The sequence below is a fragment of the Actinacidiphila polyblastidii genome, from assembly GCF_036353415.1.
GTDB lineage: Bacteria > Actinomycetota > Actinomycetes > Streptomycetales > Streptomycetaceae > Actinacidiphila > Actinacidiphila polyblastidii.
Genome location: NZ_JAZEWV010000008.1, coordinates 91,681 through 109,043, shown reverse-complemented (window position 1 = coordinate 109,043; position 17,363 = coordinate 91,681). Strand labels below are relative to the sequence as shown.

Sequence of the window (17,363 nt, the reverse complement as noted above, 5' to 3'; positions counted from 1 at the left end):
TGCGGCCACCGCTGGTCAGGTCCGGCCGGGTCCCGGCCTGAGCTTCGCCGGCGGCGAGAACCGGCGGGGTCGCGCCTGGCCTGTTGGTCGGGTCCGGGCTTCGCGGGCGGTGAGGCTCGGCGGGTCGCGCCCTCGGGGCGAAGGTTCCGGCCACCGCCGGTCGGCGCTGGTCTTCGCCGGCGGTGAGGCTCGGCGGGTCGCGCCCGCCTCGGCGGGGGTTGCGGCGACGGCCGGCCAGGGCCGGTGGGGCCGGAGCCTCGCCGCCGGTGCCCGCCCCGGCAGGGGTCCAGGCGGGGTCCCGCCCTCCCTGGGGCTTCGCGGATGGACGGGGGGTCGCCGCCGGTCCGCCTGACCGTGGCGCGGCAACGCCCCTACGGGCAGCGGGACATGGTGGACGGCCTCCGCGCCGGGCGACCGCGCCCGTGCGGGGGGCGCGGACCGCCGGGAGTCAGCGGGCCGTCAGCTGTCGGCCGGTCAGGCCGCGAGGCGGTGGCCGGGCGTCCGCAGCGGCCGCGAGCCGGGGCCGCCCACGTGCGAGAACGGCTGGGTGCGCCAGTCCAGCCCGGCGGGCAGCGTCAGCACCACCACCAGCTCCGACTGCTCCTCGCCGGTCACGGCGTCCAGCGGCCGGGCCTCGGCGACCGCGCGGCCGGAGCCGGGGCAGACCGTCAGGCCGAAGGGGTTCCACGGGGTGGGGCACAGGGCGTGCTCGGGCAGCTCGTCCTCGTCGGCGAGGACCGCGATCGGGCGGCCGCAGTCGGGGCAGGAGAGCCGTACGACGTCGGCGAGTTCGTCATCGAACGCCTCGTCGCCGTCCTCGGCGTCCGCGCTCTCGACGTCGGCGGCGTCGACGTCCCGGTCGAACGCGGCTCCGCTCAGCGAGGCGAGCAGCGGCTCGCGTGCTTCGCCCTCCTCGAACGCGGGCTTGCTGCGTTCGCTGCGGCTGTGGCGCACATGGTTACGCATGACGCGTCTCCCCCTTGGGTGGAATGCCCTCCATCGGGCCGGCCGGGCTGCACGCTCTCGGCCATAGCGAGCACTTCCCGCCGCGCTACGCGGGTAATCACGCCACCGGAAGCGCTCCCGCCGCATGCGGTGTGGCCTTCGTCACACCGGGCGGTGCAAGGCGCTCATGCGCCCCCTGCATGCGTCCGCGCACCCCTGGACGCCCCCCGTCCCCTGGTGCGCCGCCTTGCCATCGCGCCTTATAGGGTTCCATCGGGCGAGGCCACGGCGGTTCCGCCGGCGGCGCAGACAGGCACGGGCATGCGACAGAACTGGGCGGGCAACCTCACCTTCTCCGCGCAGCAGGTGCACCGGCCCGCCGGACTCGACGAGCTGCGCGCGGTCGTCGCCCGCAGCCGCCGGGTGAAGGCGCTCGGCAGCGGCCACTCCTTCAACGACATCGCCGACACCGACGGCACGCTGATCGACGTCACCGCGCTGCCCGCGCAGATCGACGTCGACACCGCCTCGGGCACCGTGCGCGTCGCGGCCGGCGTGCGCTACGCCGAACTCGCCGCCACCCTCCACCGGCACGGCCTCGCGCTGCCCAACCTGGCCTCGCTGCCGCACATCTCGGTGGCCGGGTCCGTCGCCACCGGCACCCACGGCTCAGGCGACGCCAACGGCTCGCTCGCCACCGCGGTCCGCGCCCTCGACCTGGTCACCGGCGACGGCGACACGCTCACGCTGAGCCGCGCGGAGGACGCCGACCGGTTCGACGGCGCCGTCGTCAGCCTCGGTGCGCTGGGCGTCGTCACCCACCTCACCCTGGCCGCCACGCCCTCCTTCGACGTCCGGCAGCAGGTCCGCACCGGGCTCGAACTCACCGACGCCGTCGAGCACTTCGACGCGATCACCGCGGCCGCGTACAGCGTCAGCCTGTTCACCGACTGGCGTGCGCCGCGCTTCACCCAGGTCTGGCTCAAGCAGCTCGACGGCGCGCCCGAGCCGCGGCTGCCCTGGGCCGCGCCCGCCGGGCGGCCGCTGCACCCGGTGCCGGGCATGGACCCCGTGCACTGCACCCCGCAGGACGGCGCGCCCGGCCCCTGGCACGAGCGGCTGCCGCACTTCAGGCCCGGATTCGTGCCGAGCAGCGGTGAGGAGCTCCAGTCCGAGTACCTGCTGCCGCGCGCGCACGCCGCGACGGCGCTGGAGGCGCTGGCCGCGCTGCGCGAGGCCGTCGCGCCGGTGCTGCAGATCTGCGAGGTGCGGACGGTGGCCGCCGACGGCCTGTGGCTCAGCCCCGCCTACGGCCGGGACACCGTCGCCCTGCACTTCACCTGGATCAAGGACACCGCGGCGGTGCTGCCGGTGCTCGCGCTCATCGAGGACGCGCTGGCGCCGTTCGGCGTCCGGCCGCACTGGGGCAAGCTCTTCACCGTTCCGGCCGGCCGGGTCAGGGACGCGTACCCGCGGATGGACGACTTCCGGGCCCTGGTCGCCGCGCTCGACCCGGCGGGCACCTTCGGCAACGCCTTCCTGCGCCGCCTGTTCGCGGCCTGAGCCCGCCCGGTCCTTCCCGGCGGCCGAAGCGTGACGCGATCGGTCACCGTACGGGTAAGGTCAACGGCTGTGGAGGAGCTTGACCGGCACATCGTGGAACTTCTCGTCGCCGACGGGCGGATGAGCTACACCGACCTGGGCAAGGCCACCGGCCTGTCGACCTCGGCGGTGCACCAGCGTGTGCGCAGGCTCGAGCAGCGCGGCGTGATCCGCGGCTACGCCGCCATCGTCGACCCCGAGGCGGTCGGGCTGTCGCTGACCGCCTTCATCTCGGTCAAACCCTTCGACCCCAGCGCGCCCGACGACATCGCCGACCGGCTCGCCGAGATCAACGAGATCGAGGCGTGCCACAGCGTCGCGGGCGACGAGAACTACATCCTCAAGGTCAGGGTCGCCACCCCCATCGAGCTGGAGCACCTGCTCAGCCGCATCCGCAGCCTGGCCGGCGTCTCCACCCGCACCACCGTGGTGCTCTCCACCGCCTACGAGTCCAGGCCGCCCCGCATCTGACCCGCGCGCCCGCCGGCAGCGCCGCCGCCGCCCGGACCCGGCCGCCGCGACCGGGCCCCGACCCCGGGGGCCGCAGCGGGGCGCGGCCGGGGGAGACTGGCGGTATGCACCACAGCCCCGCCGCAGCGGCATCCGAGACGTCCGAGCAGCCCGGCCCCTCACAGGGGCCGCCGCCCACCGGCACCGTGCTGCTGCGCGGCGGTTTCGTCTACAGCCCCGCCGACCCCTTCGCGACCGCCATGGTCGTCGACGGCGGCACCGTCGCCTGGGTCGGTTCCGAGGGCGCGGCCGACTCCTTCGCCGACGGCGTCGACGAGGTGGTCGGCCTCGACGGCGCGCTGGTCACCCCCGCCTTCACCGACGCGCACGTACACGTCACCGCCACCGGTCTGGCGCTGACCGGCCTGGACCTGGCCGGCGCGGCGACCCTCGCGCAGGCGCTGGAGCGCACCGCCGCGCACGCCGCCGCGCGGCCCGGCGAGCGCATCCTGCTCGGCCACGGCTGGGACGAGTCCCGCTGGCCCGAGCGCCGCCCGCCGACCCGCGAGGAGCTGGACCGCGCCACCGGCGGCCGCCCGCTGTACCTGACCCGCGCCGACGTGCACTCCGCCGCGGTCACGACCGCGCTGCTCGACCTCGTCCCCGGCATCCGCGACCTGCCCGGGTACGACCCGCGGGCGCCGCTGACCCGCGACGCCCACCACGCGGCCCGCCGCGCCGCGCACGCCGCGATCACGCCCGCGCAGCGCGCCGCCGCGCAGCGCGCCGCGCTCGCGCACGCCGCGGCCCAGGGCATCGGCGCCGTGCACGAGTGCGCGGGCCCCGACATCTCCTCCGAGGACGACCTGACGGCGCTGCTGGCGCTGGCGGCAGCGGAAGCCGGCCCGCGGGTCTTCGGCTACTGGGCGCAGGCCGCCGAGCAGCCCGCCGACCTCGACCGGGTCCGCGACCTCGGCGCGGTCGGCGCCGGCGGCGACCTCTTCGTGGACGGCTCCCTCGGCTCGCACACCGCCTGCCTGCACGCCCCCTACGCCGACGCGCCCGGCACCTCGGGCGTCGCCTACCTCGACCCCGAGGCCATCGCGCGCCACCTGCTGCTGTGCACGCGGGCCGGCGTCCAGGCCGGCTTCCACGCCATCGGCGACGCGGCGATCTCCGCCGTGGTGGCCGGCGCCCGCGCCGCGGCCGAGGCCGTCGGGCTGGACCGGGTGCGGGCGCTGCGGCACCGCGTGGAGCACGCCGAGCTGATGACCGAGCGGACCGTCGACGGCTTCGCCGACCTCGGCCTCATCGCCTCCGTGCAGCCCGCGTTCGACGCCGCGTGGGGCGGCGAGGACGGCATGTACGCGGCGCGGCTCGGCGCCGAGCGGGCCCGCGACCTCAATCCGTACGCCGCCATGACCAGGGCCGGCGTGCCGCTGGTGCTCGGCTCCGACAGCCCGGTCACCCCGCTCGACCCGTGGGGCGCGGTTCGCGCCGCGGCCTTCCACCGCACGCCCGCGCACCGGATCTCCGCGCGCGCCGCCTTCCACGCCCACACCCGCGGCGGCTGGCGCGCGGTCGGCCGCGACGACGCCGGCGTGCTGGTGCCCGGCGCCCCCGCCGACTACGCCGTCTGGGGAGTCGGCGACCTGGTCGTGCAGGCTCCCGACGAGCGGGTCGCCAACTGGTCGACCGACCCCCGCTCCGGCACCCCCGGCCTGCCCGACCTCACTCCCGGCGGCGCCCTCCCCGTCGCCCTGCGCACCGTCGTCGCAGGCCGTACGGTGCATGCGGGGCCGAACGGGTGAGACCCGGCCGCGTCATGCGCCCGAACGGTGCGCCCTCGGTCGGCGGCGGCGTGTCGCCGCTTCGCGGACCACTCGTCACTGACCTGCTGATTTGCCGAAACCCCGCAGGTCACAGGGGTGTTGACAGTGGCTGGTCGGAGGCGAGTAGGTTCGGCCACGTCCACCACAGGACGTCGGACCGGGGGCTCTCCGCGGTTGCGTCGATCACCGCTGGGCCATGGGGCGTCGCGCCGCACGTGCACGCCGCCACTGGCAGCCAGGTCCAGCGCACCCGGCGCGGAGCGCGGCTCGCCAGTGGGCCGCTCCACCCGCGAGGGTACGGAGTGGGAGCGCCGCCCGATCGGCAGGTGTGACCCGGGAAGGGCCCGGACGCCCAGTAGACAACGGCCTCGCGCCGGCCCGCAGCCAGCGAGCCCCAGGTCGGCCCGAAGGGCGTCCGGGCCCGTTCCGCTGCCCTGAACCGGTCCTCCCCCCGCTCCCGCACCCGTCCGGCGCTCGTCCGGCGGCGCTCCCGGGGCTCTCCAGGGGCTCGGCCGGTGCCTTCCCGGGCCCCCGCTTTGCCCACCCGCGACTGACGGGACGCCCGTCAGGAGGTACGGTCGCCTTTCACCACCTCCCCACCTGCAGGAAGGCCGCCACCGTGGGCCTGCGCCACGACTCCTCCCCCCGGGTCCGTCCGGAGGGACACTCCGCCGCGGGCACGATCCCCGAGGCCGCAGGGGCGACCACCGGCGCGCCCGCAGGTCCGGCCCGGCCGGCCGGCGCGCAGCCGGGCGAGGGCGGCCCGTCGCGGCGTGCCCGCTTCGCCGCCACGGCCCGCGGAGCGGCGCCCAGCAGCGCGGTGGCCGCCGCGGGCGGCCTGGCGATGGCCGCGTCCTTCCCGCCGTACGACCTGTGGCCGCTGTCGGTGCTCGCGGTGGCCCTCTTCTCGCTGATGCTGCGCGGCCGCACCGTCCGGCAGGGCGCCTGGCTGGGCTTCGCCTTCGGGTTCCCCTTCTTCCTGTGGCTGCTGGTCTGGCTGCGCTCGGTCACCTGGATCGCGGTCGTCGTCCTGTCCGGCGTCGAGGCGCTCTACCTGGTCGCGATGGCCGCCCTCATGGTCCTCGCCCAGCGGCTGCGCTGGGCGCCGCTGTGGGCCGCGTGCCTGTGGATCGCCCAGGAACTGGTCCGCGACCGCCTGCCGTTCGGCGGCTTCTCCTGGGGGCGGCTGGCCTTCGCCAACACCGGCTCCCCCTTCACCCCGCTCGCCGCCCTCGGCGGCGCCCCCCTGCTGAGCTTCGCGGTGGCCCTCAGCGGCACCCTGCTGGCCGCCTGCGCCCTGAGCGGGTACGGCGTGTGGCAGCGGCGCACCCGGACGCCGCGGGCCGCGCTGCCGGCCGCCGGCGCCCTCGTGCTGTCGGCCGCGGTGCTGTGCGCCGGGCTGTTCGTCCCGGTGCCCACCGGCGCCGACGCCCATGTGCGCATCGCCGTCGTGCAGGGCAACGTGCAGCAGCCCGGACTGCACTTCCTCGGCCGCCCGATGAAGATCCTGGACAACCACGTCCAGGCCACCCTCAAGCTCGCCGCGGACATCAGGGCCGGCCGCGCGCCCAAGCCGGACATCGTGCTGTGGCCGGAGAACTCCTCCGACCTCGACCCGTTCTCCAACCCGGCGGCGTACGACAAGATCACCCAGGCGGTGCAGGCAGTCGGCGTCCCGGTGCTGGTCGGCGCGCTGGTCGACGGCCCGGACAAGGACCACGTGCAGAACGAGGGCATCGTCTGGGACCCGGTCACCGGCCCCGGCGCGCACTACACCAAGCAGCACCCGGTGCCCTTCGGCGAGTACGTGCCGTTCCGCAAGGAGCTGACCAAGGTCGTCAGCCAGCTCAACGAGATCCCGCGGGACTTCTACCCCGGCACCAGGACCGGCGTCCTGCAGATCGGCCCGGCCAGGCTCGGCGACGTGATCTGCTTCGAGGTCGCCTACGACGGCATCGTGCGCGACACCGTCAACGCGGGCGCCCGCGCCATCGTCGTGCAGACCAACAACGCCACCTACGGCCGCACCGGCCAGCCCGAGCAGCAACTCGCCATGTCCCGGCTGCGGGCGATCGAGCACGGCCGCGCCGTCGTCACCGCCGCGACCAGCGGGATCAGTGCGATCGTCGCACCCAATGGCAAGATCGAGCAGCACAGCGCGGAGTTCACCCAGCAGGTGCTGGACGCGGACATCCCGCTGCGCGACGAGAAGACCGTCGCCGACCGCGTCGGCGCCGTGCCGGAGTGGACCCTCGCTATGGTGGGGCTCCTGTCCTGCGCGGCCGCCGTCGCGATCGGCAGGCGCGACCGCACCGGCATGGCGAAAGGGCAGTAGCAGCAGTGAACGAGGACGAGCAGCGACGCTTCGGTCCGCTCGGCAAGGTCCTGGTGATCATCCCGACCTACAACGAAGCCGAGAACGTCAGGCCGATCGTCAGCCGGGTGCGGGCCGCGGTGCCCGACGCGGACATCCTGGTCGCGGACGACAACAGCCCCGACGGCACCGGCAAGCTCGCCGACGAACTGGCCGCCGCGGACGACCAGGTGCACGTCCTGCACCGCAAGGGCAAGGAGGGCCTCGGCGCGGCCTACCTCGCCGGGTTCCGCTGGGGCATCGAGAACGGCTACGGCGTGCTGTGCGAGATGGACGCCGACGGCTCCCACCAGCCCGAGGAGCTGCCCCGGCTGCTCACCGCGCTCAAGGGCGCCGACCTGGTGCTGGGCTCCCGCTGGATCGCCGGGGGCCGGGTGGTGAACTGGCCGAAGTCCCGCGAGTTCCTCTCCCGCGGCGGCAGCACCTACTCCCGGCTGATGCTGGACGTGCCGATCAGGGACGTCACCGGCGGCTACCGGGCCTTCCGCAAGGAGACCCTGGAGGGCCTGGGCATGGACGAGGTCGCCTCGGCCGGCTACTGCTTCCAGGTCGACCTGGCGTGGCGGGCGGTGAAGGCGGGCTTCCACGTCGTGGAGGTGCCGATCACCTTCGTCGAGCGCGAGCGCGGCGACAGCAAGATGAGCCGCACGATCGTCGCCGAGGCGCTGTGGCGGGTGACCGCGTGGGGCGTCGGCTCGCGGGCCGGCCGGCTCGCCGGCCGCAAGCCGACGGCCGGAGCCCGCGGTCCGGGCGCGCCGGCTGAGCCCTCGGCGTGAGTCCGCGACCTGAGTCCGCTGTCTGAGTCCGCGGCCTAGTCGAGGATGTTCACGGCCCGCGCCACCACCAGCACCACGGTCAGCAGCGACACCGCTGACTGGACCAGCATCAGGGCCTTCGCCCAGCGCGTCACGGGCATCACGTCGGTCGGGCTGAAGGCCGTGGAGTTGGTGAAGGACAGGTAGAAGTAGTCGAAGAAGGCCGGCTCCCAGTGCGGGGGAGCCAGCTCGGGCGACTGCATCTGGACGAACAGGAAGTCCGGCACGTCGTGCTCGCCCTGCGCGCGGGCGGCCGGACCGCCGCGGTCCAGCTCCCAGTACAGCAGCGCGAAGATGACGATGTTGGAGAGCCAGATCGCGCCGCCGGTCAGCAGCAGCGTCCCCGCGGCCGCGCCCTCGGTGCCGCGGATCAGCCCCGCGACCAGCCGCACCGCCGAGTACGCGTTGGCGCCGCCGACCACCAGGGTCAGCGTCAGCCCGGTCGCCCGGTAGGCGCGCGAGCGGCGCTCGATCCGGTACGGGCTGGCCACGAACAGCGCGAGGAGCAGCGCCAGCTCCACGGAGGGCATCAGCTCCTGCGGGTGGACCGCGAGCCGGCCGGGCAGCGTCAGCTGGATCGCCACCACCGCCAGCACGGCGATCGTGGACGCCCAGCGGGGCTCGCCGCGGGTCACCCGCCGCCAGGCGGGCTCCAGCAGCCGCTCGGCCTCCGCCAGGCCCGTGTGTGCCGCGTCGCGGCGGGCAGGCGGCGGCTCGGGCGGGGCGGCGGCGTCCGGGGCCGGGCCGCCCGGGTTCGGGTCCTGGTCGGTGGGGCTGTGGTTCACCTGCGACATCGTGTCGGGGGGCGCGCCCTGCGTCCACCGGGATCGGCTCCCCCGACCCGGCCTTTACCTCGTCTTTGGCACACTTGACGGTATGACGACGAGTTCACCGCCCCCGGTCCGCCCGCAGCCGGCGGTCCAGCCCAAGCGGCGGCGTCCGCTCGGACGGCTGCTGCCGCTGGCGGTCGCGATCTGGGCGGTGCTGGAGATCTGGCTGCTGATCGTGGTCTCCGACGCGACCAGCGGGTTCATCGTGTTCCTGTGCATCCTGGCCGGGTTCGTACTGGGCGCCGCGGCGGTCAAGCGGGCCGGGCGCAGCGCGTGGCGGAATCTGACCGCCTCCGTGCAGGCGCAGCAGGCCGGGAAGCCCGCGCCGGAGCACACCGAGGGCGGCGGCAGGACCGGGCTGCACATGCTGGGCGGCATCCTGCTGATCATTCCCGGGTTCCTCTCGGACGCGGTGGCGCTGCTGCTGCTCTTCCCGCCGACCCGCAAGCTCATCGGCGCGCTGGGCGAACGCGCCGCGGAGCGGCACCTGCGCAAGCACCCCCCTCAGGCGGCCCCCGGCGATCCCGGTTCGCTCGGCGACCTCTACCAGCAGGCCCGCGAGGCCGAGGAGCAGGCGCGTATCCACCGCCCCGACGGCAAGGTCATCCAGGGCGAGGTCATCGACCGCGACTGAGGCGCCAGCCCGGCGGGACGGATGGCCGGGCGTCGCCCCGTCGTCTCGCGGGCTGACGGTCGGACCACAGAAAAACGGGCGGCGGCGGCGCAGAAGTGTCGGGGCCCTGGCCGGACCGGAGGTCCGGGGAGGGCCGGGTGTGATGCTGGGGTCAGGCGCTCTTACGGTTGTCCCGCGGATGCACCGCGATGTTCATCGCACCGGATCGCAGGACGGCCAGCCGTTCGGCCAGCACCTCCTCCAGCTCCTCGAGCGTGCGCCGCTCCATGAGCATGTCCCAGTGCGTACGCGCGGGCTTGGTCGTCTTCTCCTCGGGGCCTTCGCCGTCCACCAGCAGAGCGGTCTGGCCGCAGGCGCGGCACTCCCACTCCGGCGGGATCTCGGCCTCAACCGAGAACGGCATCTCAAATCGATGGCCGTTCCGGCATGCGTACTCAACGGTCTGGCGCGGGGCCAGATCGATACCGCGGTCGGTCTCGTAGCTGGTGGCCCCGAGTCGCGTGCCGCGGAGAGCTCGCTCACTCATGAATCGTGCCTCCCGGGCTTGGTCGCCCACAGGACAGGTGTCGCTGTCGTCGTCATCCGGTCAACGTCCGGTCGGCGGTGAAGATTCCCGTTTCGGGAGATGCGTCGCCCGTCGTGTCGCCCCTGTTTCTACCCACCGGTGCCCGGTTTGTCACATCTGGGCGGAGATGTCACCCGGTGTCGTCGTATGTTTTCCGTGCAGTAACGGTCAAGCTTCTGGGCCAACCGCGTACACTACCGGTCCGCACCGCTGAGGGCTAAATCGTGTCCACCGTCGCGCCTTCCGGCGCTTCCCGGCGAACCGGTGCAGAACCTCCCGGACGGCCCACACCGCCCGCCCCCGCGCCCGGATACGGGCCGCCCGCGTCCGGATCGTGGACGTCGGGGCGCGGTACGGACGGGGCCCGCGCCGCAGGGGTCTGCGCGGTCGTGTCGTGGGGGAGTGCGAAGACCCTGAGGAAGAACTGTGCGAGCGGGCCGATCGCGACCGCGTAGAGCACCGTGCCCACGCCCACCCCGCCGCCCAGCAGGAAGCCGGCGGCGAGCACGGTCACCTCGATGCCGGTGCGGATCAGCCGCAGCGACCGTCCCGTCCTGCGGTGCAGCCCGGTCATCAGCCCGTCCCGCGGGCCGGGCCCGAACCGGGCGGTGATGTAGAGGCCGGTCGCGGCGCCGTTCAGCACCACCCCCGCCACCAGCAGCGGCACCCGGACGCCGAGCGCCTGGTACTGCGGGACCAGCGCCATGGTCAGGTCGATGAAGGCGCCGACCAGGAAGACGTTGGAGACGGTGCCGAGCCCCGGGCGCTGCCGGATCGGCCACCACAGCAGCAGGACGGCCGCGCCGACGACAATGGAGACGTTGCCGATGCTGATCCCGGTGTGCCGGGCCAGTCCCTGGTGGAAGACGTCCCACGGGTCCAGGCCGAGATCGCCGCGGATCACCAGCGCGTCGCTCGCGCCGTAGAGGGCGAGGCCGGCGTACAGGCGCAGCAGCCGCCGGTACGGCTGCGGTCCGCCGGGCAGCGGCCCGCGGACGAGGGAGAGGCGGGAGCGAGGACGGGAAGGGTGTGACGGGTGTGACGGGCGTGGACGCTGCGGGCGCGGGAACAACGGAACCCCCCTGGCGGTCGAGTCGGCGCGCATGCCACTCTGTGGCTTGTGGCGGCATGAGATCCACGGCCAATCTGCGAAAGGTGGACTGAATTCGATGTCCCAGTGGACTGCGTCGGTGAGTGCGGCGCATCTGGCCCGGCTCCTCGCCCCCCGTCCCCGTACCGGCGCCGAGGACGGCCGCGCCGCCGGGCGCAGGCTGCCCGCCTACCGCGAGCTGGCCGACGGGGTGCGGCTGCTGGTGCTCGAAGGACGCGTCCAGGTGGCCGCGCGCCTCCCGGCGGAGCGCGAACTGGCACTCGCGCTGCGCGTGAGCCGCACTACCGTGGCCGCCGCGTACGAGGCGCTGCGCGCCGAGGGGTTCGCGAAGTCCCGGCGCGGCGCCGGCAGTTGGACCGCCATACCGGAGGGCCACCTGCTGCCCTCGCGCAGCCTCGAACCGCTGCCGCCGGACGCCGCCGGCCGGGTCATCGACCTCGGCACCGCCGCGCTGCCGGCCACCGAGCCGTGGCTCAGCCAGGCCATGCAGGGCGCGCTCGCCGAACTGCCCGCCTACGCGGCCACGCACGGCGACTTCCCGGCCGGACTGCCGGTGCTGCGCGAGGCCATCGCCGACCGCTACACCCTGCGCGGCGTGCCCACCATGCCCGAGCAGATCATGGTCACCACCGGCGCGATGGGCGCGATCGGCGCCGCCGCGCGGCGCGCCGTCGGCTACGGCGAACGGGTCGCGGTGGAGTCGCCCAGCTACGCCAACGTGCTGGAACTCTTCCGTGAGACCGGCTCCCGGCTCGTCCCGGTCGCGCTGCGCGAACGGCTCGGCGGCTGGGACATGGACGCCTGGCGGCGGGTGCTGCGGGACGCGGCGCCCCGCATGGCGTACGTGATGCCGGACTTCCACAACCCCACCGGCACCCTCATCGGCGACGACCAGCGGCGCGACCTGGTGGAGGCGGCCCGGGCGGCCGGCACGGTCGTGGTGGCCGACGAGACCATGGCGGAGCTGGTCCTGGACGGCGAGGACTCCGGCACCCGGCCGATGGCCGCCTTCGACCGCGGCGGCACGGTGATGACGGTGGGCTCGGCGAGCAAGACGGTCTGGGCCGGGCTGCGCATCGGCTGGGTCCGCACCACCCCGGAGGTGGTGCGCCGGCTGGTGTCCGCCCGCGCCTACCTCGACCTGGGCTCCCCGGTCGTCGACCAGCTCGCGGTCGCCTGGCTGCTGCGCGAAGGGGCCTGGGACGAGGCGCTCGCCGCACGCAGGGCGCGGGCCAGGGAGTGCCGGGACGACCTCGCGGCGGCGCTGCGCGAGCACACGCCCGACTGGGAGTTCACGGTGCCGCGCGGCGGCATGACGATGTGGGTGCGCACCGGCGACGTGTCCGGCTCACGCCTGGCGGTGACCGGCGAGCGGCTCGGCGTCCGCGTCCCGTCGGGCCCCCGCTTCGGCGTCGACGGCGCCTTCGAGTCCTACGTCCGCATCCCCTTCACGGTCAGCAACCCCGCCGCCGACGAGGCGGGCGCGCGGCTCGCCGAGGCCGCCCGGCTGGTCCGCTCCGGCGCGGGCGCCGACGGCGAGCCGACCGGCCTCTTCGTGGCCTGAGATCGGCACCCGCCGCCCGCACCGCCCCAGGGCCCGGCGTGTGGATCTCCGCGGCGTCGCGTCGCCCGGCACGCCCATCTGCGGCGTTGCCGTCGGTCGACGACGGCCCCCTCGGCCTGGCGGCCGGGGAGGCGACCCCACCGCGTCGCTCTCCTCCTCCGCCTTGCAGCCGCACGCACCGGACCCCGCTCCTTCTCCCGCGGAGATCCGCACGACGGGCCCTAGCCGAGTTCGAGGTCCGCGACCGTGCGGACCACCGTGTCCTTGCCGAGGGAGACCGGCTCCCGGTCCGGCTCCCGGTCCGGCCCCGCGGCGGGGCCGGCCAGGGCGTCCGCCGGGGGCACGTCCGCGCCCGGCAGCAGGGAGAGGACCGCGGCCCGCTCCGCCGCCGGCGTCTCCTCGTCGTAGGGGTCGGGCGTCGCCGGCACCTGGAGCCGCAGCACAGGACCGCTGCCGAGCCGGGCGTAGCCGCGCCCGGCCGGCACGTCCGCCGCGGGCGTGGTCCGCGGCCGCTCGCCGAGCACCGCCGCGACGTGCTCGGGGCCCATCGGTCCGAGCACGACGCGCGCCCGGGTCTGCGCGATCACCACCGGCGCGAGCGACTCCGTCGCGTCGAGCTGCTCGGCCACCGCGACCGCGACGTTCGCGGTGCGGCCGTGCCGCAGCGGCACGTCCAGCAGGCTCTGCGGGTCGGGCCGGCCCTCGGCGAGCGCCAGCTGGCTCAGCGCGGTCGGCCGGTCCAGCACGATCCACAGCGGCCGCCGCACGTCCTCGGGCACCGGATTGCCGGACTGCCGGGCCCGGTTGACCGCGATGAGCCGGCGCTCGGTCTCGTGCGCCGCCCACTCCAGCGTCGCCGCCGCGCCGAGCAGCCCGTCCTCGACGGCCAGCACGCCCGGCCGCCCGGCCAGGCACGCGTACTCGCCAGCGCCGCTGCCGTCGACCACCACCACGTCGCCGTGCTGCAGCGCCTGCAGGGCGATGGACCGCAGCAGCGTCGTGGTGCCGGAGCGGGGCTGGCCGAGCGCCAGCAGATGCGGCTCCGAGGAGCGCGCACCGGTCCGCCACACCACCGGCGGCGCGTCCCGGGTCTCCCCGCCGGAGGCCACCGGCACGGTGCGCTGCACGGCCTCCGCGTCGGTGAACCCGAGCACCGTCTCGCCCGGCGCGGTCACGTACCGCTGCGCGACGATGTCCGTCGGCAGCGGCGGGAGCACGGTGAGGGTGACGTGGTTCTCCTCCTCGTTCCAGTCGAAGCGGTACTCGCGCCCGCGGCCCGCCTTGGCGTGCAGCAGCTGCTCGACCCGCTCCCGGGAGTCCGCCTCGCCGTCGGTGAAGTACGCCGGGTAGCGCAGGTGCAGCCGGGACAGCCGGCCGTTCGCGAAGGCGTACTCGGCGAACGCCCGGTCCCAGCTGCCGTCCGGCGCGTAGAGCGGCGCGGGATCGCCGTCCACCGACAGGTACGGCACCAGGGCCTCGTACAGCGACTGCAGCCGCACCGCCTCGGCCTCGGTCGGTCCGGTCGGCGCGGGCACGGCGCGGTCCCGGCCCATCCACGCCGCCGAGGCCATCAGCGCGACCACCGCGAGGATCGGCCCGTACGGCATCATCACCACGATCACCAGGCCCGCCGCGGCCAGCAGCAGCGCCGGCATCCGCCGGTCCTTGGGGGTGCGCCCCCACCATCCGGCCGCCCAGGCGGCCTGCCTGCGCATGCCGCGCGCGATGGTGATGACGGGGTGCAGCACGTCGGTGGCGCCGTCGGCGGCGCTGCGGGCCATGTCACGGCCGCGGACGAGCGCCGGCCGAGCGCTCAGAATGCTGGGAAGAGGACGCCTGACCACGGGTTCTCCATGGGTCGTTCGAGTGGGGGTACCGGAGGTACGAAGGGCGCGCCGGGGACGGGCGCGCCACAGCGAGCGGGTACGGGCCCGGCGCGCGGTGGCACCGCCGCCGGACCCGTGCACGCGGTGGCATGAGCGGCCGCGGTGCCGTGACCTAGATCTTCAGCCCGCCGATCAGACCGGCCAGGCTCGCTCCACCCGCCTTGATGCTCGGTGCGATCGCCGTGCCCGCGAGATAGAAGCCGAAAAGGGCGCACACGACGCCGTGCGAGACCTTCAGGCCGTCCTTGCGGAAGAACAGGAACACGATGACGCCGAGAAGAACGACGCCGGAGATGGACAGGATCATTGGGCTCTTCTCCTGGGTGATGGGGACGGTCACCATGAGTTCTTCCAGGCTCACAAGAAGTCATCGATCCCGCCCGGCGGCATAAGAGTGATTTGTGGATCATTTCCACCACCTGGGGGAGAGGGGCGGCCGCGGCGCGCGGCCGTACGGCGCGATCATTGCCCGCCGCCGGGCCCTCGCCCGACTCCTCGCCGAGAGCACCGCCGGTGGAGCAACGGCTTCGCCCGGACGGGTGAGGGGCGCTCGGCGCGCGGCCGATCTCGGGGCGCGCCGGCTCCGCGCCGGGGCGCGCTGCCCGCGGATGGTCAACGTCTCGGCGGGTCGGCGTGGCCGGCCGCTGGCACGTTGCGGGCTGCCGGGGCACGACGCTCGGCGCCGGGCGTGCGGCGCGCGAGTGGCGGCCGGCTCGGCGGGGTGCGCGCCACCGCCCGCCACCGGCCGGTGGCGGGCGGAATCCTCGGGCGTTCCCCGGGGGCGTGCCGGCCGGCGCCTGGTGCGCTCCCCACGGGCCGCGGGTGGTCACCGCGGCGGCGGGGTCGGTGCCGCTGGCACTGGCGGGTTGCGGCGGATCGCGGGGGTGCGGCGGGTGCGCTGCTGGGCCGCGGCCACCCGGCGGCGGGCGGTGCCTTCGGGCGTGGCCCTGGGGTGAGGGGGGCTGCCGCAGGTGTCGGCGGTTGCCGGCGGATGATGGTGGGGTGCAGTTGACACCGATCTCGTGGCGGGGACTGGCCGCGGCCCTGGCGGAGCGGTTGGCGACGACGCCGCCGCCCGGGGGCGGCGCCCGGTGGCGCGTCGCCGTGGACGGCGCCCCCGCCGCCCGCCCGGGCGAACTCGCCGACGCGCTGGCGGCGGAGCTGCCCGCCCTCGGCCACCCCGCGCTGCGGGTCCGCGCCGCCGACTTCTGGCGCCCCGCCTCGCTCCGCCTGGAGTACGGGCACGAGGACGTCGACGCGTACTACCAGCTGTGGCTGGACACCGGCGCGCTGCGCCGCGAGGTGCTGGACCCGCTCGGCCCCGGCGGCAGCGGCCGCGCGCTGCCCTCGCTGCGCGACCCGGCGACCGACCGCTCGACCCGCGCCGCCTACGTGACGCTGCCGCCCGGCGGCGTCCTCGTCCTCGACGGGCCGCTGCTGCTCGGGCAGGGCCTGCCCCTCGACCTGACCGTCCACCTGCGGCTGTCACCGGCCGCGCTGCGCCGCAGGACCGAGCCGGGGGAGCAGTGGACGCTGCCCGCGTACGAGCGGTACGCCCGCGAGGCGCTGCCCGAGGAGGCCGCCGACGTCGTGGTGCGCGCCGACGACCCCGCGCACCCCGCGTGGACGGGCTGACGCGCCCGCCGGACCGTCACACAACCGCCGCCGGGAGCGCCTTGCCGTGGGGCCGCGCGCACCGCTAGCGTCCACGAGCACCATGACTGTCGCCATCGCGCCGTTGACCTCCGAGCACATACCCGCGGCCGTGCAGCGGTACGACCGCTGGTTCACCCGGGCCAGGCGGCCCCCCTCGCAGCGGTCCTGGCTGGCCGACGGCCCGGTCCGCGGCGAGGAGCTGCTCGGCAAGCTCCAGCACGCGCCCGGTCTGGAGGCGTGCCGGGCGCTCGACGCCGAGGGCGCGCTCATCGGTCACCTCGCCGCGGTGCCGCTCGACCTCACCCCGGACGACCCGGCGGCGCTGCGCAGCCACCCGCACTCCGCGCTCGTGCCGCACGGCGGCCACGCGCTTCCGGCCGGCCGCGAGACCGAGGTGCTGCGCGCCCTCTACACGCGCGTCGCGGAACGCCTGGTCGCCGACCGGCGCCTGGTGCACTACGTGGACGTGCCGGCCGGCGACACCGCCACCGCGCCCTGGTCCGACCTCGGCTTCGGCCGCGAGATCGTGCACGGCCTGATGGCCGTCAGGGCCCGCGGCCGGCAGCCGCGCGGTGTGGAGGGCCTCGGCATCCGGCGCGCCGGCCCCGGCGACCTGCCGCAGATCGGGCGGATGGCGGCGGAGTCCTCGCGCAGGCAGCGCGGCTCCGCGGTGTTCAAGCCGCAGCCCGAGGGCCCACTGGCGGCCCTGCGGCTGCACTACGCCGACGCGCTCGCGGACTCCCGCTGCGGCGCGTGGATCGCGGCGCGGCGCGGCGAGGAGATCGGCATGGTGGTCGTCGTCCCGGCGGCCCCCGATCCGGTCACGCCCGAGTCGTGCGTCGAGCTGGCCGAGGCGTACGTGGTCCCCTCGGCGCGCGGCGAGGGGATCAGCCGGGTGCTGCTGGCGACCGCGCTGGCCTGGGCGTACGACAGCGGCCACCGCCACATGTCGGCGCGGTGGCACTCCGCGTCGCTCGCCGCCGACCACTGGCCCCGGGTCGGCTTCCGCCCGGTGGCCTACCGCCTCTCGCGCACCCTTGACGCGCGCATCGGTGGCCCGGCCGGCACGTACTGAGCACGCCACCTCCGCCGGCGGCCC

Annotated in this window: 15 protein-coding genes; 9 read left to right on the top strand and 6 right to left on the bottom strand. The window is 75.5% G+C overall.

Annotation, left to right across the window (positions count from 1 at the left end):
• Positions 1-474 precede the first annotated feature (474 nt).
• Positions 475-966 carry a hypothetical protein gene (locus V2S66_RS12755; RefSeq protein ID WP_330794766.1) on the bottom strand — a complete coding sequence of 164 codons (492 nt, stop codon included), beginning with the start codon at positions 964-966 and terminating at the stop codon, positions 475-477.
• A gap of 300 nt (positions 967-1,266) precedes the next feature.
• On the opposite strand from V2S66_RS12755, the gene V2S66_RS12750 reads away from it, so the two are divergent.
• From V2S66_RS12750 to V2S66_RS12730, 5 genes are all read left to right on the top strand, one after another.
• A complete protein-coding gene (locus tag V2S66_RS12750) occupies positions 1,267-2,508 on the top strand; it encodes an FAD-binding protein (RefSeq protein WP_330794765.1) in 1,242 nt (413 codons plus the stop codon).
• Between the two features lie 69 nt (positions 2,509-2,577).
• On the top strand, positions 2,578-3,018 hold the full coding sequence (locus tag V2S66_RS12745) for an Lrp/AsnC family transcriptional regulator (protein WP_330794764.1): 441 nt from the start codon (positions 2,578-2,580) through the stop codon (positions 3,016-3,018).
• Between the two features lie 104 nt (positions 3,019-3,122).
• On the top strand, positions 3,123-4,808 hold the full coding sequence (locus V2S66_RS12740) for an amidohydrolase (protein WP_330794763.1): 1,686 nt from the start codon (positions 3,123-3,125) through the stop codon (positions 4,806-4,808).
• 646 nt (positions 4,809-5,454) lie between these two features.
• Positions 5,455-7,164, top strand: a complete 1,710-nt coding sequence (lnt, locus tag V2S66_RS12735) for an apolipoprotein N-acyltransferase (RefSeq protein WP_413966385.1) — start codon at positions 5,455-5,457, stop codon at positions 7,162-7,164.
• A 5-nt stretch (positions 7,165-7,169) separates the two neighbouring features.
• Positions 7,170-7,979: a polyprenol monophosphomannose synthase gene (locus V2S66_RS12730; protein WP_330794761.1), complete on the top strand. Its 810-nt coding sequence runs from the start codon at positions 7,170-7,172 to the stop codon at positions 7,977-7,979.
• A 35-nt stretch (positions 7,980-8,014) separates the two neighbouring features.
• On the opposite strand, the gene V2S66_RS12725 is transcribed toward V2S66_RS12730, so the two are convergent.
• Positions 8,015-8,803 (bottom strand): hypothetical protein, encoded by a 789-nt coding sequence (locus tag V2S66_RS12725; protein WP_330794760.1) that lies wholly within the window; start codon positions 8,801-8,803, stop codon positions 8,015-8,017.
• Positions 8,804-8,894: 91 nt separating this feature from the next.
• Between V2S66_RS12725 and fxsA the strand changes: the two genes are divergently transcribed.
• Positions 8,895-9,482, top strand: coding sequence for an FxsA family membrane protein (fxsA, locus tag V2S66_RS12720; RefSeq protein ID WP_330794759.1), 588 nt, complete (start codon positions 8,895-8,897; stop codon positions 9,480-9,482).
• 151 nt (positions 9,483-9,633) lie between these two features.
• On the opposite strand, the gene V2S66_RS12715 is transcribed toward fxsA, so the two are convergent.
• Entirely contained in the window at positions 9,634-10,008 is a 375-nt protein-coding gene (locus V2S66_RS12715) for an RNA polymerase-binding protein RbpA (protein WP_093713023.1), read from the bottom strand.
• Positions 10,009-10,264: 256 nt separating this feature from the next.
• Positions 10,265-11,152, bottom strand: a complete 888-nt coding sequence (yczE, locus tag V2S66_RS12710; protein ID WP_461949944.1) for a membrane protein YczE — start codon at positions 11,150-11,152, stop codon at positions 10,265-10,267.
• Between the two features lie 64 nt (positions 11,153-11,216).
• On the opposite strand from yczE, the gene yczR reads away from it, so the two are divergent.
• The gene (yczR, locus tag V2S66_RS12705) at positions 11,217-12,722 is read left to right on the top strand and encodes a MocR-like transcription factor YczR (RefSeq protein WP_330794757.1); all 1,506 of its coding nucleotides are present in this window, start codon (positions 11,217-11,219) and stop codon (positions 12,720-12,722) included.
• A gap of 221 nt (positions 12,723-12,943) precedes the next feature.
• Here the strand turns inward: yczR and V2S66_RS12700 are convergent, their stop codons facing one another.
• A complete protein-coding gene (locus V2S66_RS12700; RefSeq protein ID WP_330794756.1) occupies positions 12,944-14,566 on the bottom strand; it encodes a hypothetical protein in 1,623 nt (540 codons plus the stop codon).
• 154 nt (positions 14,567-14,720) lie between these two features.
• Positions 14,721-14,915, bottom strand: a complete 195-nt coding sequence (locus V2S66_RS12695; RefSeq protein ID WP_330795047.1) for a hypothetical protein — start codon at positions 14,913-14,915, stop codon at positions 14,721-14,723.
• Between the two features lie 695 nt (positions 14,916-15,610).
• Here V2S66_RS12695 and V2S66_RS12690 point away from each other — a divergent pair.
• Positions 15,611-16,243: a nucleoside/nucleotide kinase family protein gene (locus tag V2S66_RS12690; protein WP_330794755.1), complete on the top strand. Its 633-nt coding sequence runs from the start codon at positions 15,611-15,613 to the stop codon at positions 16,241-16,243.
• An 82-nt stretch (positions 16,244-16,325) separates the two neighbouring features.
• The gene (locus V2S66_RS12685) at positions 16,326-17,339 is read left to right on the top strand and encodes a GNAT family N-acetyltransferase (RefSeq protein ID WP_330794754.1); all 1,014 of its coding nucleotides are present in this window, start codon (positions 16,326-16,328) and stop codon (positions 17,337-17,339) included.
• Positions 17,340-17,363: the final 24 nt, after the last annotated feature.